This is a genomic window from Brevibacillus laterosporus LMG 15441 (assembly GCF_000219535.2).
GTDB classification, from domain to species: domain Bacteria; phylum Bacillota; class Bacilli; order Brevibacillales; family Brevibacillaceae; genus Brevibacillus_B; species Brevibacillus_B halotolerans.
Genome location: NZ_CP007806.1, coordinates 1,259,616 through 1,278,091 on the forward strand (window position 1 = coordinate 1,259,616; position 18,476 = coordinate 1,278,091).

Here is an 18,476-nt window from a genome sequence, read left to right on the forward strand (position 1 = left end):
ACATGAACAAACCTAGCGAACAAATGACAAATACAGGGCTTGAGCCTATGGTTTATATTGTAGGAGCTGGACCAGGCGATCCAGACCTAATCACTGTAAAAGGCTTAAATATTCTTCAAAAGGCAGATGTAGTAATTTATACCGACTCTTTAGTAAACGATGAATTAATTGCTCGTGCTAAACCCGAAGCAGAAGTAATCAAAAGCGCGGGACTTGCGCTTGATGAAATGGTAGAAATCATGATTGAGCGAGTTCGGGCAGGAAAAAGCGTTGCTCGCGTTCATACAGGTGATCCAGCAGTGTATGGAGCCATTTTGGAGCAAATGGTGATCATGAAAAAGGCAGAGGTTTCCTTTACCATCGTTCCGGGAGTAAGTTCTGTATTTGCAGCGGCGGCAGCACTACAAGCAGAGCTAACCGTTCCTGAATTAACACAAACACTGATTTTAACACGAGCAGAGGGACGCACACCTGTACCAGATCGAGAGCAACTTAAGGATTTAGCTAGTCACCACTGTACAATTGCACTATATTTAAGTGCTACGCTGACCAAAAAGGTTGTTCGTGAGCTGGTTGAAGCTGGCTGGAGCGAACAAACCCCTGTAGCGGTTGTGCAAAGAGCATCATGGCCGGATCAAAAAATTGTTCGTACAACGCTTGAGCATTTGGACAAAGATATGGCGGCTAATGGAATTCGTAGTCATGCCATGATTTTAGCTGGCTGGGCACTTGATCCAATGCTTCATGATTCCTCTGAACATCGCTCCAAGCTATATGATAAGACCTTTACGCATCGATTCCGTAAAGGAGTGACTAACGGATGAGTGAGGGTACAGGAGTAGGAAGGCAGACAGGAGTCGAGGTAAATACCCCCGTACCTGCTGGACGTACCCCAAGCGAGATCGTGCAAAATCCGGAGCAACTACCATACGCCATAGTTGCGATTACCAAGCATGGGGTAGAGAAAGCTCGTCACTTGCATCAGGTATTACCTGGTTCACATTTATACTACATGGAAAAATTCATGGTAGGAGATGAGCAAGAGCGAGATATTCGTACGTTTACAGGCTCTGTACGTCTATTGTTTGCTGACTTTTTTAAGAAATATAACGGTCTCATCTTTTTCATCTCGCTCGGTGCTGTTGTCCGAATGATGGCTCCGGTATTGCAGGATAAAAAAGTAGATCCAGGTGTTGTAGTCGTAGATGACCGAGGAGAGAATGTCATCAGCGTATTATCAGGACACCTTGGCGGAGCGAATGAGCTAACTCGTGAGATTGCGAGATTACTAGATGCCAATCCAGTGATTACTACGGCATCAGATGTGCAAAAAACGATTCCTGTAGATTTGTTTGGACGTGGCTTTGGCTGGGAGTTAGATAGCTTTGAAAAGGTTACTCCCGTAAGTGCTAGTGTGGTCAATGAAGAAAAGGTAGCTATTATTCAAGAAGCAGGGGAAAGCGGCTGGTGGCCTTACCCAGATAAGCCACTGCCGGGGCATTTTCAAGTGTATCATTCCATGGCTGAGGCTTGGAATGATACCTTTCAGGCAGCTTTGGTCATTACGCCACGTGTATTAACAGCAGAAGAGCAGACCCGCTTTTTAGAAAATGGAGTTGTCTATCGTCCAAAAACTATTGTACTTGGCATTGGTTGCAATCGTGGGACATCTGCGGAGGAAATCGAACAAGTCATTTTACAAACCTTAGAGCAACAGGGTCTTTCGGTTAAAAGCGTACGCAATATCGCAACCATTACATTAAAGCAGGACGAAGAAGGACTTTTAGCTGTTTGTCAAAAATATGGCTGGGAGTTAATCGCCTATACACCAGAGCAATTAAACGAGATGCCAATGACAGAACGATCGGAAACAGTGTATAAATTTACGGGTGCCTATGGTGTCAGTGAGCCTGCCGCATTACGCTCCGCTAAGGCAGAGGCTCCCCACTTAGCGAAACAAAAAAGCGGAAATGTAACCTTGTCCATCGCTTTGGTTAACGGAGGAGGCATTTTACATGGAGAGTAAGGAACAGACTTATCAATGTCCACGAATCGTATTGGGAGGAACCAGTAGCGGCGCAGGGAAAACAACATTATCGATCGGATTAATGGCGGCCTTGCGCAAGCGCGGGCTCCAGGCCCAAGGATTTAAGGTTGGTCCTGACTACATTGACCCTACGTACCATACGGCTGCAACTGGCAGAATATCTCGTAATCTCGATACATGGATGATGCCGCCGCAGGTCATGCATGAGGTGTTTCTGCGTGGCAGCCAGTCAGCGGATATCAGCTTGATTGAAGGGGTCATGGGTTTTTACGACGGTAAAGATCCACTTAGCAATCAAGGAAGTACAGCCGAAATAAGTCTATTATTACAGGCTCCGGTCATCCTTGTTCTTGATGTTAAAGCTATGGCTCGTAGTGCGGCGGCGATTGTCAAAGGGTTTCAAGAATTGGAACCATCTGTAAAAATCGTCGGTGTCATTGCAAACCGATGTGGTAGCGCGAATCATTTTAAGCTAGTAAAAGCGGCTGTTGAGCAAATGTGCAAGGTACCCGTTATTGGATATTTACCTAACGATCCGTCCTTGAAGGTGCCTGAACGACATCTCGGGCTAATTCCAGCGATTGAGCGCGGGGAGATGGAACCTTGGTTTGATCTGTTAGCCGAGAAAATCGAAGCGACAGTTGATTTAGATCTATTACTGGCACTGGCAAATGGCGCACCAGCTCTAGCAGAGCCTACAGAAAAATTGTTAGCTGGTCCATCTCCTACATCATCTGATCTATCCCCAGTTAAATTAGCTGTGGCAAAGGATGAAGCGTTTAACTTTTATTATCAGGAAAATTTAGAGCTACTAGAAGCGTATGGAGCCGAGCTCTGTTATTTTAGTCCGTTACATGGGGAGATTCCCCCTATGGATGCTGATGGCCTGTATATTGGTGGCGGCTTTCCAGAAGAATTTGCTGAACGCTTGTCGCAATGGGCGAAAGAACGGCAAACCTTGCATGGCATGATAGAAGCTGGATTACCTACTTTTGCAGAATGTGGCGGGTTCATGTATCTATGCCAGTCGATCACAGATCGTGCAGGACAACAGCATGAGATGGTAGGCGCCATCCCTTATCAAGTAGAGATGCAACAGAAGTTGGCTGCACTGGGTTATCGAGAAGCGCTAGCCGAACGGGATTCTCTGTTACTTTTAGCAGGTGAAACTGCTCGCGGGCATGAGTTCCACTACTCCAAAATAACGGAGGAGACTACTGAGAATCATGCTTATCAGGTAAAAGGAATGCGAGGCGTGAAAAAGGAAGGCTACGCCAAAGGTAACTTGTTGGCCGGCTATACACACTTGCATTTTGCTTCTCATCCGGGAATGATTAAGCGTTGGCTAGATTCATGCAGGGAGTATGCAGTGCATAGATCAGCAGTGAACAAAGCTTTTCATTAAGTCAGTCTTATTACATTGTAAAGGACTTGCCTACTGTACAAAGGTTAAAAGTGAATCATCAGGAGGGAAGCAAAGCATGTCACATCGAAATGACGTGAATCAAGGACAGGCACACAGCCAAGAGCAAAATGAAAATGGATCTACTGTAGCGGTTCCAGTGGAATCTCTTGATGAATTACAACAAAAGGACAGTCCAAAAGAAAGAGCCGAGCGACGTGGTTTGTTGTTAATATATACCGGTGATGGTAAAGGGAAAACAACAGCGGCTTTGGGTGTTAGTCTGCGTGCCTTGGGACGGGGGATGAAAGTGACGTTTTTACAATTTATCAAGTCCCCACAGCGATCCTATGGTGAGTCATTATCCATGCGTAAATTAGGAATGGAGATGCAACAGCTAGGAATCGGATTTACTTGGACCAAAACCCCAGAAGAGCATCGTGAGGCTTTAAAAAAAGCATGGTCATTGACGAAAGAGAAACTAAGCGACCCAACTATTGATTTATTAGTATTAGATGAATTAAATAATGCGTTAGCAATTTCTACATTTCCGATTGAAGATGTTCTCCCACTAGCAGAGATAGTAGAAGCGATCAAAAATCGCCCAACCAATATGCATTTGGTAATCACAGGTCGCAGTGCGAAAACGGAACTGATCGAGCTAGCAGATTTGGTCTCTACCATTGAGCCGTCTAAGCACTATTATAATGAAGGAATTCCGGCAGTAAAAGGTTTGGAATTTTAGAGAGGAAGTGCTTACATGCAAGGAAAAGCCATCATGGTAGTCGGCACAGCCTCAGATGTAGGGAAAAGTTTAATTTGTACAGCTTTGTGCCGTATCTTTGCCAATCGAGGATATCGGGTAGCACCGTTTAAATCACAGAATATGGCGCTTAATTCCTATGTAACAAAAGATGGGAAGGAAATCGGACGTGCTCAGGGCGTACAGGCAGAAGCAGCACGAACAATAGCCACTACAGACATGAATCCTATTCTGTTAAAACCAAAGCAGGATATGGTTGCCGAAATCATTGTACATGGAAAGCGTTACGCTGATATGGATGCAAGAGAGTATCGAGAAAGTTATGTAGAACAAGCCATGCCAATTGTAAAGGAAGCCTTAGAACGTCTACAAAATGAGTACGATGTTCTCATTTTAGAGGGCGCGGGAAGTCCAGCAGAGATAAATCTGAAAGATCGAGATATTGCTAACATGCGGATGGCTCATTTAGCGGATGCCGATGTAATTTTAGTGGCAGATATTGAACGCGGTGGAGTATTTGCCTCTATTATAGGGACACTGGAGCTACTCGATGATGAAGAACGGGCAAGAATTAAGGGATTTATCATTAATAAATTCAGAGGAAGACGCGATTTGTTAGACGATGGAGTGGAATGGCTGGAAAAAAGAACGGGAATACCTGTTTTGGCTGTTTTGCCCTATATGGCTGTTGAAATTGAGGCGGAGGATTCGCTAGCACTGTCATCACTTCGCTTTAAACAACCTCAATTAGCTGAATTCCCTATTGATATTGCAATTCTTCGTTTGCCACGTATTTCGAACTTTACTGATTTTGATCCGTTGTTTGATGAACCAGAAACAGGCGTGCGATATGTACGTAACCGACATGAGCTAGGAAACCCTGATCTGGTTATTATTCCAGGTACAAAAAATACCTTGGACGACCTGGCATGGCTTGAACAGGAAGGGCTTGTAGATGCCCTGCGCCAGTTGCATCGCTCAGGTACAAGATTGTTTGGCATTTGTGGAGGCTTTCAAATGCTGGGCGAGAAGTTACTCGACCCTGACGGTGTAGAAGGAGACGGAACAGTACAAGAGCGTGCTGGGCTAGGCTTTCTACCTGTTGAAACGACATTTTGTCAGGAGAAACGAACTGTGCAGGTCACAGGAGAGCTACATCCAAAGGCGCAGGAAATGCTGGGATTGTCGAGTGAGAAAGCAGGCCAGCAGCAAGAGTACACTATGGAACCAACAAAGGACAATCAGAATTCGTTGACAGAGGTAACAGGATATGAAATCCATCTAGGAGAGACCTGTATGACTGATCACTCCGGTTCTCCTTTCATTATCTTACAGGATGGAAAACAGGATGGTGCCATTTCGAAAGATGGAAGAGCTAGTGGAACGTACCTGCATGGTATTTTCCACAATCGACATCTTACCAGACAGCTTATTAATCTGTTGCGTCAGGAAAAAGGGTTACCGATCTTTACAGAAGAGGTAGTCACCGAGCAGATGAGACGCGAAAAAGCTTATGATCAATTAGCACATCACGTGGAAAGTCACTTAAATATTAGTCATCTTGAAGCATGGTTTCAAAAGAAGGATACTAATTAATTTCCAAAGGATGATGAAAATGAATCGAAAATGGGTTGCAAGTAGTCGTTTGTTATGGTTACTTCCTGTGTTTGCTGTGTATTTTCTAGTGAACTCGCCCGAAAGTGCCTACGCGATGCATATTGCAGAAGGTTTTTTACCTTTCGGCTGGGCGATCTTTTGGTGGGTAGTGTTTGTACCATTCTTTGTCTGGGGACTTCGCTCGTTAATACGTTTGACGAATGATAAACCACAATTGAAGCTGTTACTAGCGTTAGCTGGTGCGTTCAGCTTTGTATTGTCGGCGCTTAAAATTCCGTCTGTTACAGGTAGTAGCTCGCATCCTACAGGTACAGGACTTGGAGCAGTGCTATTCGGACCACAAATTATGAGTGTGTTAGGTAGTATTGTCCTTTTATTTCAAGCGATTTTACTTGCCCATGGAGGATTAACCACACTCGGAGCCAATGCTTTTTCTATGGCAGTTGTAGGGCCGTTTGTAGGCTATGGGATTTATCGCCTTTTAAGCGGTATGCAGGTAAAGCAAGGAGTCAGCATTTTCTTCGCTGCTGCTTTGGCTGATTTAGCTACTTATATCACGACATCTGTTCAATTAGCATTAGCTTTTCCAGCGGCCTCCGGTGGTTTTGCTGCTGCGTTCATGAAGTTTGGAACCATTTTTGCAGTCACTCAGATTCCGTTAGCTATTTGTGAGGGTTTACTTACTGTAGTTGTTTGGAACTGGATTAGCGCGTATAACCGTCAAGAATTGCAGATGTTGCTTAGCTTGCGGGGAGGTGCCAAATAATGAAAAGAGTAGCCAAATGGAAAAACTTGTTGTTACTTGCCCTTGTGGTAGTGATCGCGGTCATTCCACTGATGTTGATCAAGGACTCTGAATTTGGTGGAGCAGATGGCCAAGCGGAAGAAGCAATCCAGGAGCTGGCCCCAGAATATGAACCATGGTTTCAGCCGTTAATGGAAGTGCCAGGCTCTGAAACAGAGAGCTTGTTGTTCGCAGTTCAGGCAGCTTTGGGAGCGGGTGTGATTGGTTACGCAATTGGATTTTTTAAAGGTCGCAAAAAAAATGAAACGACACACGAAGTACAAGAATGAATCTTTGGATAGACCGAATAGCGTATCAAAATCGACTGCGTGATGTATCTGCTCGCTTCAAAGCTGGTTTTGCGGCAGGAATGCTTGTTCTTGCCTTATGTGCAGATATGGAAATCCAAATTGGCATTTTTATTTGGATGAGTATCTGGATTGTAGGGTATGCTAGTGTTCCCTTGCGTAGCTATCTTATTTTTATCGGGGTAGCCTGCTTGTTTTTCATTAGCAGTACACCTGCCCTGCTAATCGACGTACAGCGCTTGTCAGGTTCAGTCAGCATCGGGCTAGAATCGAGCTGGCATTTACTTACCATAGGTGATTGGTATGTCTATATTGATCAACGTAATTTGTTTGTGATCGGTAAGCTGTTTACCCGCACATTGGGTGCTAGTGCTTGTTTTGCTTTTTTGCTGCTAACGACCCCTTTAGTTCAATTGCTTGACGTATTACGCGCATTACGAGTGCCTCCCATCATTGTTGAACTTATTATGTTGATGTATCGATTTTTATTTGTATTTTTCCAAACGGCACATGATTTATGGATTGCGCAAAAAGCACGCGGTGGGCATGGAAGTTTTTCAGCCCAATTGAAGGACATGGGCCGACTAGTCAGCTTGTTGTTTGCTAAAAGTATGCAAAGGTATCAGCAATTAAACCATGGTTTACTAGCGCGTGGATTCGATGGAGATCTGCAAGTGGTTACCATGGAAAAAGAGAGATATATAAAGCGTTATCTCATCGAAGCTGCGATGGGGGGAGCTTGCTGTGCAGCACTGATCTTTTGGCACTCCCTTTTATAAGAGATAAGAACCGATAACCTGAGAGACTTGGCAATCGCCAAGTTTCTTTACTACCAGGAAGGGGGCGTGGCTCTTGTGGAAACCTTGATCAGTCTAGAAAAAGTAAGTTACGCCTATGAACACAAGACAAATAGCCTCGCTCTAAAGGAAATCAATTTACGTATCCCAAAAGGTAAAAAGATCGTACTTCTCGGCCATAATGGCTCGGGGAAATCTACGTTGTTTTTGCAGGCAAATGGTATTTACCGCCCAACAGAAGGAAAGTTGTACTACAAGGGAGAACCATACCGCTATGATCGCCGATTTTTACAAGAGCTACGCAGTAAAGTAGGATTGGTGATGCAAGACCCAGAGCATCAATTATTGGCGGCTACGGTGGCAGAGGATCTCTCCTATGGCTTATGTAATCAAGGTCTATCTACTGATCAGGTTCGTGAGCGTGTATTGGCCACAGCAGAAGCTTTTCAAATAAAAGAGTGGTTACATCTACCATTACACCAGTTAAGCTTAGGACAAAAAAAGCTAGTCACCTTAGCTGGAGTTGTTGTATTGCAACCGGAATTACTCCTGCTTGATGAGCCAACAGCTTATCTGGATAGCTATCATACACAGCTATTTCTGACGCAGTTGGAACAAATTTATCAGCAGGGTACGACCGTTGTTATGTCTACACATGATTTGGAGCTTGCTTATGCTTGGGCCGATTGGGTCTTCATTATGCATAGAGGTTCACTTCTTTTAGAAGGAACTCCTCAAGAGGTTTTTTGTCAAAGAGAGCTTTTAAGCCGAGTGCAGCTTGGGGTTCCTCTGCTCTATAGCGTCTGGGAAAGTATCCAGCCACTTTTAAATGAGGAGCAGCGTGCAACGTGGACAGCGCCTAGAACCGTACAAGAATGGTGTGGCTATGCAGAACGAATAGGTATCAAGGAAAAGGAACTACTGCTCGTAACGAAAAATTAACGGGCAAAGAACATAGAGGATAGCGTGCAGATGGGCATTTCATCGGCAGGGAGCCATTTAATTGTTATTTCATTAGAAAAAGGCTAGCAAACAACCTTTGGTCATTTGCTAGCCTTATTTGTCTCTTCTTATGTAGGAAGAATGATTACTTAACAGCTTCTTTTAGTTCTTTACCTGCTTTGAAAGCTGGTAGCTTGCTTGCTGGGATTTCGATTTCTTCGCCAGATTGAGGATTGCGTCCTTTACGAGCAGCGCGTTCGCGTACTTCGAAAGTACCAAAGCCCATCAATTGAACTTTTTCTCCACCTTTTAGTGCGCCAGTGATTGCTTCGAATACGGCGTCAACCACTTGTCCAGCATCTTTTTTTGTTAATTCAGCTGTTTCAGCTACTTTTGCAATCAATTCTGTCTTGTTCATTTTCTTACCTCTTTTCTTTAAAAAACTACTACTCATCATACCAAAAAATCCTTTATTAGAACAGTAAAAAAGCAGAGAAACCCTTAAAAAATCACCTTTTTTTTCGAAAAGGGACAAAACAAAGGATAAAATTTTTTGTTTGCTCCTATATTTGCCAAATTTTACTTTTTCCAAACCTAAAAATCAACGAAAAGAAAACCAATTCAGGAGAAAAGAACGATAGAAAACAATACGGAAGAGCTTGCCCACTCTACAAAGAATCATGTTAGATTCCAGATATCTATCTCTATTTTACGCGAATAAAATGAAAGATGGTAAAAGAGCAAGCGGGTCATCCTCACTCGCATGCTCTTTTTGCATACTTGGCAGAATCATCCCCATATTACCGGTTATTTTGAATATGTCATATATTTCTCATGCATTTGATATGTTTTTCTCAAGGACTGGGGAGTATTATCATAGACAGTAGAGTACAGCCATACAGCTTAGAATGGTTTCCAGCGTAAACGGCTTGCTTGACGGAAGCGATTTTCTACCTCTTCCCAGTTGACAATGTTCCACCATGCTTTGATATAATCGGCTCTTTGGCTGCGGTAGGAGAGGAAGTAGGCATGCTCCCATACATCTAAGGCTAGTAATGGAACTACATCCCACTGCGATAAATTTTGGTGTTTTTCCGCTTGTAAAATTTCTAAGCGGTGAGAGCGCGGAGACCAAACAAGAATAGCCCAGCCGCCGCCTTCTACTTTTTCAGCAGCTTGTGAGAAATGTTGCTTAAATTTATCAAAGGAACCGAAATAGCTATTAATATGGGAAGCTAGTTCTCCGGTTGGCATACCGCCACCATCTGGACGCATAACAAACCAAAAAATGGTATGCAGGTAGTGCCCTGCACCATTAAAGGCTGCCTCTCCTTCCCAGAACTTAATCAGATCAAAATTTCCTGTTTCGCGAGCTTGAGCCATCATTTTTTCAGCTTTGTTTAAGTTGTTCACATAATTGCGATGTAGTATATCATGGTGAATGCGCATTGTTTCTTCATCAATGTATGGTTCTAAGGCATCATAAGAATAGGGAAGGGGTGGAAGGGTATGACCACCAATCGGAACGGCTGTATTAGAAAAATTTGCTTCTGACACCACCGGAACGATAGCTGGTGGCGAGGGTTGCTCTACTCTAGGATGCCGTTGAAAACGACCTCTTTTGTTCGAGTTGGCTTGCTTTTCTTCCTCTTTGTTCTCTTCCTCTGTTTTTCGATTTTGGACGAGACGGAGTAGGTCATGGAAGTGCCGCTGAATGTCTTCAGCTTGGGAGGCTAATTTCGAAATTTGTTCCTCGCGATCCTCTTTATCCTGGTAATAGTTGGCTTTGCGCCCTACTTCACTAAAGGCCACATGGAATTTGTGCAAATCCCGCTTCATCTCAGCACAATGAGGATTTTGACGCAGGTAATCGACCCATTGCCGACCCCATTCGCTCCAATCTAGGAGATGCTGTATTTGGTGGTTCAAGGTAATTCCTCCTTCAACTTTCCTGCTGTATACTTTATGATGATAAATGCCTACAGGTTCAAAATTTTTTAGCTGGTTCATCCTCTTTGTCTTTACATAGGATCAGGGAACAGCATATGGTAGAAAAGGGACTCTGACTTCAAAGGAGCTAACATCAATGAATGGAAAAGAAACCATCGGGATTATAGATTCAGGAGTGGGTGGATTGACCGTAGTAAAAGAAGTAATGCGGCAATTACCGCGTGAAAAGATTGTCTATTTTGGTGACAATGCCCGTTGTCCATATGGTTCACGCGATTCCGAAGAAATTCGCACATATACGAATCAAATGATTCAATTTGTTTCTCAATTTCAACTAAAGGCGCTGGTAATCGCTTGTAATACGGCTGCATCGGTGGTGTTGCATGAAGCGAAGGAACGAATGAATTCGCCCGTTATCGGTGTAATTGAACCAGGAGCACGTGCTGCCATTTCGGCATCTCGTACGGGGCGTATTGGAGTTATTGGTACAGAAATGACGATTCGTACAGGGGCTTACTTACAAGCGATGCGTCGTATTAATCCAGAGCTGTACACAGTGGGCATGGCATGTCCGGCGTTTGTTCCATTAGTTGAACAACAGCGCCTACATACAGAAGAAGCCCGACAAATCGTAACCAAGACCTTAGAGCCTTTCCGTCATGAAGAACTGGATACATTGATTTTGGGTTGTACCCATTATCCTTTGCTTGCTCCACTCATTCAGGAGGCACTGGGAGATAGCATTACCTTGATTAATTCTGCAGAAGAAACGGCGCGTGAGCTCAGTGCAATGCTGTCTATGCAGGGGCTATTGAATGAGCAACAAGAAATCGAGCCCAAGCATCATTTGTTTTATACAAGTGGCAGTAAACAGGTATTCCAGCAAATTGGCGAAGAGTGGCTAGAGTGCCCGTTGAATGTACAGCAGCAGGTGCTTGAGCATGTGGCCCCATTATTTTAGAAATTCTGAATAGGCGATAATTAAGTGCGTGTAACGAGTCAGTTCTTGAAATACAGAGAACTGACTTTTTATGTTATCGGTATTTTTTAAAAAAGTTCTGTCTCTCTTGACAAAAAGCTTACGTTAACGTAAATTGTTACTTGTTCATATAGTTGTATATCAAACTATTTGAGGGGAGGAGATACCATGACGTTCTTTAAAATTGATGAGGTAACCAAGCAGATTGGAGTAACGAAACGAACATTACGTTATTACGAGGAAATAGGTTTAATTAAACCTCCCATTCGTACAGAAGGTAAAATTCGGCTGTATTCCTCTGACGATATACGTGATATCAAAAAAATTTTGGAAGCACGTGAGGTACTCGGCTTTTCTTTAACAGAGCTTCAACATTTTATCAGTTTAAAGGAAGAGATGGAGCGAGCGTATGAAAATGAAGATGTGCAAGCATCAGTCCATGCTGATCGACTCCACACACTACTAGAGGCGCAGGTGGATATGTTAACGGAAAAGTTGAAACGTATGGAGTCTTTTCGTCAAGACCTTCAGCACATGCTTCTCAAAATAGAGAAGCTCCGGCAGAAAGACAAGTAGATAACATAAATTCCACGAAAGGTGTATATGCAACTAATTCAGGAACAAGGATTAAAAAAATAGGGGTGTATGGTAAAGATGCAGCTTAAACCAATTAATCGAAAACGTGCACGGATCATTACGGTGCTAGCCACTTTTTTTGCGTTTATGGGAATAGGAGTAGTTGATCCTATACTTCCAGTCATTGCTGAACAAATCCATGCGACACATTGGCAAGTAGAGATGTTATTTACTGCTTATATATTTACCATGGCGATTATGATGCTGCCATCCGGTATTTTAGCGGTGCGTTTAGGGGATAAAAAATTAATGACGATCGGGCTAGCGATAGTTACTGTTTTTTCATTGTTATGCGCTATGTCCTCATCTATTGTAGGATTATCTTGGTTTCGCGCAGGATGGGGATTGGGAAACTCCATGTTTTTTGCCACAGCGATGACGTTATTGATTGCCCTATCTGATGAGGTTAGTGGCGCAGTTGGAATGTATGAAGCGGCCATTGGGCTAGGTATGGCAGGAGGTCCCTTAGTAGGTGGACTTTTAGGTGGATTTGCATGGAATTATCCTTTTTTCGCTACTTCTTTCTTTATTTTTTGTGCATTGCTTCTTGTCATTTTCTTTGTTCATGAACCATCCAAAAAACAAGAACGCCAAACAGCGGGTCTAAAAGAACTTCTCAGTCTCTTAACCTACAAACCATTTATGCAAGGTGCTTTGTCTGGCATGTTGTATTATTATTGTTTCTTTGTTATTTTGGCATACTCGCCACTCGTCTTACACTTAACTGCTATCCAATTAGGTTTTGTGTTCTTTGGATGGGGATTAATGCTGGCGTATGGATCGGCGGTTCTTTCCCATAAGCTAGAAGCGCGACTTCCTTATAAAGTGTTGATACGCTATGGATTACTTGCTTTAGTGGTTATTTTACTCGGTTTATTTGCTATTCCTAGCAGTACGGCTAAAATAATACTGATTATCGTCTCAGGCTTAGTACTTGGGTTAAATAATGCTCTATATTCAAGCTATGTTATGGAAATTTCTCCATATGAACGAGCAATTACTTCTGGCGTGTATAACTTTGTACGCTGGCTAGGAGCAGCGCTAGCTCCCTTATTATCAGGAGTAATTGGTCACGCGATTGCTCCACAAGCTCCATTTGCAGTGGCTGTTATCCTGTCACTTGCTGCTATTATTATCATGAGTATAAACATGGCTTCTAAAGAGAGGACAGTCTAAGACAGCTTGCTGGAGATTTCTTTTACTCTAGAGGAATAAACCCAAGCCCTGCTCGTATACATGGTAGTACAAAGTGTCAACGAGGAGGATATGGGATGAAAAAAAGACCTATCGGTAAAATGACAGCGGTTGTTGGGCTAAGTGCGATACTCATGACAGGATGTGGGCTGTTTGGTCCATCAAAAGAAACGAGTGTCCCTATACAGACTCCATCCATTACAGGTGCAGATCCTAATCCATTACAGATAACGGAAGAACAGACGGGAGAAGAGACGCAGGGAGCGGTTACCCAAACGACAAAGCGTACTGTTTATCTGCAAGATACCAATGGTTTTGTCGTCCCAGTCTCCTTGATTTTACCCAAAGCAGAAGGACCCGCTAAACAAGTGCTAAGCTATATGGTAAAGGGAGGTCCTGTGGAGACGCTGAAGCCGCAGGGATTTGAGGCTCTGTTACCCGAAGGCACGAAAATTCTGGGGATGTCTATTAAAGAAGGAAAAGCAACAATAGAATTCTCATCTGAGTTTAAAAATTATAAAGCGGTCGACGAACAAAAAATTCTCGATGCAATTACTCGTTCTATGACAGAATTTGATACGGTGAAGGACATTGCGATTTGGGTAAACGGGCAACCGTTAAGCGAGATGCCGGCAAACGGTACACCAATCTCATTGTTAAACCGTCAACAGGGCATTAATACGGAACTGGTTGAAGGGGCGCATCCTGGCAGAACTTCTGCGGTAACGATTTATTTTCAAAGTCAGCTAGATGATAAACGAACCTATTTTGTACCGGTGACACGCTTGATTCCAGAGACGCAGGATATGTCGAAAGCGGTTGTGGAAGAGCTGATAAAAGGGCCGAAAGAAGGCTCACCATTATTTAGCTCCTTACTGCGAACTACAAAGGTACTTGGCGTTGAGCAACAAAAAGATACGGTGGTTGTTAATTTAAGCAACGATATTTTAAAGTATGATAAGGGAAAGGAAGCAAACCCTGAAGCGATGGAATCACTCGTGCTGTCCTTAACAGAGAATACTGGTATAAAGAAGGTGCAGGTTCAGGTAGAGGGAAAACCGTTAACGCAAGCAGGTTCAATGAAATTTGACCAGCCTGTGTCAAGACCGCTTCAAATTAATGCCTTTGAATTGTAAGCTAACATCCACGTCTAGGGGCGTGGATGTTTATTTATAGTACATGTCTATATGGTCTACAGCCTTCAGAGGTGGTTATTTAGTATGATTCGCGGTGTTTTCTGATAAAATGAACACGTCCTTGCAAGAATCAGGTTGAAAAACTAGCAGTTCATGGTGTGCCTTGGTATACTAGTTGAAGGCTTTGTGATTAAACGTTACCATTCCACAGACAATAGTAAACAAGCACAGCGACATAATAACGAATTTGAAATATGTAGGAGGTCTTTTATGAGATTGGATGGACGTTCTAGCGATCAATTGCGTCCCGTTAAAATTACCCGCAATTACATTAAGCATGCAGAGGGTTCTTGCTTGATTGAGGTAGGCGATACCAAGGTAATTTGTACAGCGACGTTAGAAGAAAAAGTACCTCCGTTTATGCGGAACGGTGGAAAAGGCTGGATTACAGCTGAATACTCTATGCTACCGCGTGCCACAGAAACACGAAATGCCCGGGAATCCTCCAGAGGCAAGGTCGGAGGACGTACGATGGAGATTCAACGTCTGATTGGCCGCGCCCTACGCTCGGTTGTAAAATTAGAGGCGATGGGAGAGCGCACAATTTGGTTGGATTGTGACGTTATTCAAGCAGATGGAGGTACGCGTACTGCGTCTATTACGGGAGCATTCGTAGCGATGGTGGATGCTATGAATACATTAGTAACGGCTGGTACTTGGAAGGAATTACCGATCACGGATTTCTTAGCTGCTACTTCCGTAGGTGTAGTAGAGGGAGTACCAGTATTGGACCTGAATTATAAAGAGGATTCTTCCGCAATTGTTGATATGAATGTTATTATGACAGGCGCCGGTAAATATGTAGAGCTGCAAGGAACGGGGGAAGAATCTCCTTTCAGCACGGAGGAGCTAATGCAATTACTGGCATTGGGACAAAAAGGGATTCAAGACCTCATCGAACTACAAAAAGAAGTGCTAGGAGAAGTGAAGCTTCATAGTAAAGCGTAACTTTCTAGCTCTCAATAGGCCTACATAGGTGGTAAAACCCGAAAGCGGACATCTTCACATGTCTGTTATTCGGGTTTTATCATGATATGTACGTAAAAATACGGCATGGATGAAACATCAAACAGGATAACTGCGTCTAAGATTTACCAGGGTTACATAGGAAAGGTGAATTTTTACAATGCTTGCGTTATAATGTGGGGTAATACATAAGCAATACAGAAATTGGATTGTAAAGTAGCTTTTATCACGAAAGCGAGGGACAAGCATGAGTGAACAAACAGCAAAGAAAAAAGTGGTATTAGCCACTAGAAATCAAGGAAAAGTTCGCGAATTCAATAAATTGTTTGAGGTATTGAATCTGGAGGCAGTCAGTGTTTCTGAATTTCCAGATGCACCCGAAGTGGAAGAAGATGGAGAAACCTTTGAAGCCAATGCACTCAAAAAAGCAAAAACAATCTCAGAGGTGTTAGGACTACCGGCAATCGGCGATGACTCTGGTTTAGAGGTGGATGCTTTACATGGTGCTCCAGGAGTTTATTCTGCACGGTTTGCAGGAGAACAGGCTACAGATGAAGAAAACTATCAAAAACTATTAACCAAACTGGCAGATGTTCCGATGAAGGAGCGAACAGCCCGATTCCGTTGTACACTCGCTTATGTTGAACCGGGACAAGAGCCCGTGATTGCGACAGGGGCTTGCGAAGGTGCTATCGCACACGCTCCATCTGGTTCCAACGGCTTTGGTTATGATCCAGTCTTTTTTGTACCAAGTCAATTATGCACCATGGCTGAGTTATCTCCAGAACAGAAGAACACGATTAGTCATCGCGCCATGGCGATGAAGGATTTGCTAGAAAAACTGAAGGGGAGATAGGCGTGAGCATTCTCATCATCAGCGATACACATGGGCAAATCAAAGAGGTACAAGAAGTAGTGGATCGTCACCCAGCAGATTTCATTTTGCATTGTGGAGACTTCTGTGTCGACCAGAAGCAAGCGCCATTTTCAAAAATGCAACTCGTACAAGGAAACTGTGATTTTGAGCCAGTTGCTAAAGATCGGGTTACACGCTGGAAAGATTTAATCATTTACCAAACACATGGACATTTGTACGATGTTAAAAGCTCACTTATGAAGTTGCACTATCGTGCCGAAGAAGTTGGAGCGAACGTTGTGTTGTTTGGACATTCTCATTTTCCAGTATGTGAAGTCGAGAGAGATATTTTGTTCATTAACCCGGGCAGTTTGATGATGCCGCGCGGTTTTAGAACTCCTACATACGCTGTTCTGGAACAAATAGGTACTGATGATTTCCATATTAAGGTACAGGTGCGCTTCTACGATCGACAAGGACAAGAAATTTCTGAACGTGGTGGTCAATTTTTGGTACGACGGTGATTTCTTGAAATTTATTTGTTATGTGATATACTGAAATGGTTATAATGGCAGGTAAATTGCTTCTTAATGACATAGATTGTTTCTGTGTGGGTGAGGCAATGTTTTCTGGATTTAATCTAGGAGGGGAAGTTTAAGTGGTAGCAAAATGGGAAAAGTTAGAGAATAACCAGGGGGTTTTGACGGTAGAGGTTGATGCCGATCAAGTAAACCTTGCTCTGGATGAAGCATTTAAAAAGGTAGTAAAAAAAGTAAACGTACCTGGATTCCGTAAAGGTAAAGTGCCTCGCAAAATGTTCGAAAATCGCTTCGGCGTTGAGTCTTTGTACCAAGATGCATTGGACATCATTCTTCCACAGGCATACGGACAAGCTGTTCGTGAAACAGGTATCGAGCCTGTTGATCGTCCAGAAGTTGACGTAGAACAAATGGAAGCTGGTCAAAAATTGGTGTTCAAAGCAACTGTTACTGTAAAGCCTGAAGTAAAACTAGGCGATTACAAAGGTCTTTCTGTAGAAGAGAAAGATTTTACTGTAGGCGAAGAACAAGTAGCAGAAGAACTAAAAGGTATGCAAACTCGTCACGCTGAATTGGTAACAGTTGAAGAAGGCCCAGCTGAAAACGGCGACTCTGCAAACATCGATTTCGAAGGATTCCAAGATGGAGTTGCATTCGAAGGCGGTAAAGCAGAAGACTACGCTTTGGAACTTGGAACTGGTACATTCATCGCTGGTTTTGAAGAGCAAGTAGTAGGTATGAAAATCGGGGAAGAAAAAGAAATCACGGTTACTTTCCCTGAAGAATACCACTCTCCAAACCTTGCAGGTAAAGAAGCTATGTTCAAAGTGAAATTGAACAGCTTAAAACGTAAAAACCTACCTGAGTTGGATGATGAGTTCGCAAAAGATGTAAGCGAATTTGACACTTTGGAAGAATACAAAGCTGATCTAAAAGCTAAATTAGAAGAAAAAGCTGAAGCGGAAAAGAAAAACTACATCCGCGAGCAATTGGTTCTAAAAGCTACGGAGAACGCTGAGATCGATATTCCAGATGTTATGGTAGAGTCAGAGCTTGATCAAATGGTAAAAGAATTTGAGCAACGCCTACAAATGCAAGGTATGAACCTAGAATTGTACTACCAATTCTCTGGTACAGACGAATCTGCTCTTCGCGATCAAATGCGTAAAGATGCAGTGCTGCGTGTTCGCACAGCATTGGTTCTTGAAGCGATTGCGAAAACAGAAAACCTTGAAACAAAAGAAGAAGATGTGGATCAAGAGCTTGAGCAATATGCGAAGATGTATGGTCGTCCTGCTGACGAGCTTAAGAAAATCTTTGCTGCACAAGACGGGCTTGCTGGTTTGTTCCGCGAAATCTTGACTCGTAAAGTTGTAGATTTGTTGGTTGCAGAAAGCAAATAAACTGCATAACCTTAGATATGGGCGCAAGGCACGAACGTTTTTTCGTGCCTTGTTTTCTCAGATAAAGAGAGCAGAAATTAGTGAAGGAGGCCATCCC

At 43.2% G+C, this 18,476-nt stretch carries 19 protein-coding genes; 17 read left to right on the forward strand and 2 right to left on the reverse strand.

The annotated features are described in order from the left end of the window. Positions 1 to 2 precede the first annotated feature (2 nt). The 9 genes from cobM (at position 3) to BRLA_RS05905 (ending at position 8,660) form a co-directional block, all read left to right on the forward strand. Positions 3 to 824, forward strand: a complete 822-nt coding sequence (gene cobM / locus BRLA_RS05865) for a precorrin-4 C(11)-methyltransferase (protein ID WP_003334914.1) — start codon at positions 3 to 5, stop codon at positions 822 to 824. Then, positions 821 to 2,026 (forward strand): cobalt-precorrin 5A hydrolase, encoded by a 1,206-nt coding sequence (locus tag BRLA_RS05870; RefSeq protein ID WP_003334913.1) that lies wholly within the window; start codon positions 821 to 823, stop codon positions 2,024 to 2,026. The genes cobM and BRLA_RS05870 overlap by 4 nt, the downstream gene beginning before the upstream one ends. Then, positions 2,016 to 3,452 (forward strand): cobyrinic acid a,c-diamide synthase CobB, encoded by a 1,437-nt coding sequence (locus BRLA_RS05875; RefSeq protein WP_003334912.1) that lies wholly within the window; start codon positions 2,016 to 2,018, stop codon positions 3,450 to 3,452. Before BRLA_RS05870 ends, BRLA_RS05875 begins: the two co-directional genes overlap by 11 nt. A gap of 76 nt (positions 3,453 to 3,528) precedes the next feature. Next, entirely contained in the window at positions 3,529 to 4,194 is a 666-nt protein-coding gene (locus BRLA_RS05880) for a cob(I)yrinic acid a,c-diamide adenosyltransferase (RefSeq protein ID WP_003334911.1), read from the forward strand. Between the two features lie 15 nt (positions 4,195 to 4,209). Further along, on the forward strand, positions 4,210 to 5,808 hold the full coding sequence (locus tag BRLA_RS05885; RefSeq protein WP_003334910.1) for a cobyric acid synthase: 1,599 nt from the start codon (positions 4,210 to 4,212) through the stop codon (positions 5,806 to 5,808). 19 nt (positions 5,809 to 5,827) lie between these two features. After that, positions 5,828 to 6,595 carry an energy-coupling factor ABC transporter permease gene (locus BRLA_RS05890; RefSeq protein WP_003334909.1) on the forward strand — a complete coding sequence of 256 codons (768 nt, stop codon included), beginning with the start codon at positions 5,828 to 5,830 and terminating at the stop codon, positions 6,593 to 6,595. Then, positions 6,595 to 6,903: an energy-coupling factor ABC transporter substrate-binding protein gene (locus BRLA_RS05895; protein WP_003334908.1), complete on the forward strand. Its 309-nt coding sequence runs from the start codon at positions 6,595 to 6,597 to the stop codon at positions 6,901 to 6,903. Before BRLA_RS05890 ends, BRLA_RS05895 begins: the two co-directional genes overlap by 1 nt. Continuing rightward, positions 6,900 to 7,700, forward strand: a complete 801-nt coding sequence (gene cbiQ, locus BRLA_RS05900; protein ID WP_003334907.1) for a cobalt ECF transporter T component CbiQ — start codon at positions 6,900 to 6,902, stop codon at positions 7,698 to 7,700. Before BRLA_RS05895 ends, cbiQ begins: the two co-directional genes overlap by 4 nt. Before the next feature lie 75 nt (positions 7,701 to 7,775). After that, positions 7,776 to 8,660, forward strand: a complete 885-nt coding sequence (locus BRLA_RS05905; RefSeq protein ID WP_003334906.1) for an energy-coupling factor ABC transporter ATP-binding protein — start codon at positions 7,776 to 7,778, stop codon at positions 8,658 to 8,660. Positions 8,661 to 8,805: 145 nt separating this feature from the next. Here the strand turns inward: BRLA_RS05905 and BRLA_RS05910 are convergent, their stop codons facing one another. Both BRLA_RS05910 and BRLA_RS05915 read right to left on the reverse strand, forming a co-directional pair. Then, on the reverse strand, positions 8,806 to 9,078 hold the full coding sequence (locus tag BRLA_RS05910) for an HU family DNA-binding protein (RefSeq protein WP_003338869.1): 273 nt from the start codon (positions 9,076 to 9,078) through the stop codon (positions 8,806 to 8,808). Between the two features lie 485 nt (positions 9,079 to 9,563). After that, entirely contained in the window at positions 9,564 to 10,589 is a 1,026-nt protein-coding gene (locus BRLA_RS05915) for a superoxide dismutase (protein WP_003334903.1), read from the reverse strand. Positions 10,590 to 10,746: 157 nt separating this feature from the next. Between BRLA_RS05915 and racE the strand changes: the two genes are divergently transcribed. The 8 genes from racE (at position 10,747) to tig (ending at position 18,379) form a co-directional block, all read left to right on the forward strand. Then, positions 10,747 to 11,571 (forward strand): glutamate racemase, encoded by an 825-nt coding sequence (gene racE / locus BRLA_RS05920; protein ID WP_003334902.1) that lies wholly within the window; start codon positions 10,747 to 10,749, stop codon positions 11,569 to 11,571. Positions 11,572 to 11,757: 186 nt separating this feature from the next. Beyond that, positions 11,758 to 12,165 carry a MerR family transcriptional regulator gene (locus BRLA_RS05925; protein WP_003334901.1) on the forward strand — a complete coding sequence of 136 codons (408 nt, stop codon included), beginning with the start codon at positions 11,758 to 11,760 and terminating at the stop codon, positions 12,163 to 12,165. 78 nt (positions 12,166 to 12,243) lie between these two features. Then, positions 12,244 to 13,401 carry an MFS transporter gene (locus tag BRLA_RS05930; RefSeq protein WP_003334900.1) on the forward strand — a complete coding sequence of 386 codons (1,158 nt, stop codon included), beginning with the start codon at positions 12,244 to 12,246 and terminating at the stop codon, positions 13,399 to 13,401. A 95-nt stretch (positions 13,402 to 13,496) separates the two neighbouring features. Continuing rightward, the gene (locus tag BRLA_RS05935) at positions 13,497 to 14,555 is read left to right on the forward strand and encodes a GerMN domain-containing protein (protein ID WP_003334899.1); all 1,059 of its coding nucleotides are present in this window, start codon (positions 13,497 to 13,499) and stop codon (positions 14,553 to 14,555) included. A gap of 270 nt (positions 14,556 to 14,825) precedes the next feature. Next, positions 14,826 to 15,563, forward strand: coding sequence for a ribonuclease PH (rph, locus tag BRLA_RS05940; RefSeq protein ID WP_003334898.1), 738 nt, complete (start codon positions 14,826 to 14,828; stop codon positions 15,561 to 15,563). Positions 15,564 to 15,828: 265 nt separating this feature from the next. Next, complete coding sequence (locus BRLA_RS05945) at positions 15,829 to 16,437, forward strand: XTP/dITP diphosphatase (protein WP_003334897.1); 609 nt, start codon at positions 15,829 to 15,831, stop codon at positions 16,435 to 16,437. Positions 16,438 to 16,439: 2 nt separating this feature from the next. After that, complete coding sequence (locus BRLA_RS05950; protein ID WP_003334896.1) at positions 16,440 to 16,961, forward strand: metallophosphoesterase family protein; 522 nt, start codon at positions 16,440 to 16,442, stop codon at positions 16,959 to 16,961. A 134-nt stretch (positions 16,962 to 17,095) separates the two neighbouring features. After that, positions 17,096 to 18,379: a trigger factor gene (tig, locus tag BRLA_RS05955; protein ID WP_003334895.1), complete on the forward strand. Its 1,284-nt coding sequence runs from the start codon at positions 17,096 to 17,098 to the stop codon at positions 18,377 to 18,379. The last annotated feature ends 97 nt before the right edge of the window (positions 18,380 to 18,476 follow it).

Bases quoted from the DNA above. Each gene is read 5' to 3' on its own strand.
- BRLA_RS05885 (WP_003334910.1), top strand. From the start codon at position 4,210: ATGCAAGGAAAAGCCATCATGGTAGTCGGCACAGCCTCAGATGTAGGG.
- BRLA_RS05870 (WP_003334913.1), top strand. From the start codon at position 821: ATGAGTGAGGGTACAGGAGTAGGAAGGCAGACAGGAGTCGAGGTAAAT.
- racE (WP_003334902.1), top strand. From the start codon at position 10,747: ATGAATGGAAAAGAAACCATCGGGATTATAGATTCAGGAGTGGGTGGA.
- BRLA_RS05945 (WP_003334897.1), top strand. From the start codon at position 15,829: ATGAGTGAACAAACAGCAAAGAAAAAAGTGGTATTAGCCACTAGAAAT.
- cbiQ (WP_003334907.1), top strand. From the start codon at position 6,900: ATGAATCTTTGGATAGACCGAATAGCGTATCAAAATCGACTGCGTGAT.
- BRLA_RS05925 (WP_003334901.1), top strand. From the start codon at position 11,758: ATGACGTTCTTTAAAATTGATGAGGTAACCAAGCAGATTGGAGTAACG.
- BRLA_RS05875 (WP_003334912.1), top strand. From the start codon at position 2,016: ATGGAGAGTAAGGAACAGACTTATCAATGTCCACGAATCGTATTGGGA.
- BRLA_RS05930 (WP_003334900.1), top strand. From the start codon at position 12,244: ATGCAGCTTAAACCAATTAATCGAAAACGTGCACGGATCATTACGGTG.
- BRLA_RS05935 (WP_003334899.1), top strand. From the start codon at position 13,497: ATGAAAAAAAGACCTATCGGTAAAATGACAGCGGTTGTTGGGCTAAGT.
- BRLA_RS05890 (WP_003334909.1), top strand. From the start codon at position 5,828: ATGAATCGAAAATGGGTTGCAAGTAGTCGTTTGTTATGGTTACTTCCT.
- BRLA_RS05880 (WP_003334911.1), top strand. From the start codon at position 3,529: ATGTCACATCGAAATGACGTGAATCAAGGACAGGCACACAGCCAAGAG.
- BRLA_RS05910 (WP_003338869.1), bottom strand. From the start codon at position 9,078: ATGAACAAGACAGAATTGATTGCAAAAGTAGCTGAAACAGCTGAATTA.
- rph (WP_003334898.1), top strand. From the start codon at position 14,826: ATGAGATTGGATGGACGTTCTAGCGATCAATTGCGTCCCGTTAAAATT.
- BRLA_RS05895 (WP_003334908.1), top strand. From the start codon at position 6,595: ATGAAAAGAGTAGCCAAATGGAAAAACTTGTTGTTACTTGCCCTTGTG.
- cobM (WP_003334914.1), top strand. From the start codon at position 3: ATGAACAAACCTAGCGAACAAATGACAAATACAGGGCTTGAGCCTATG.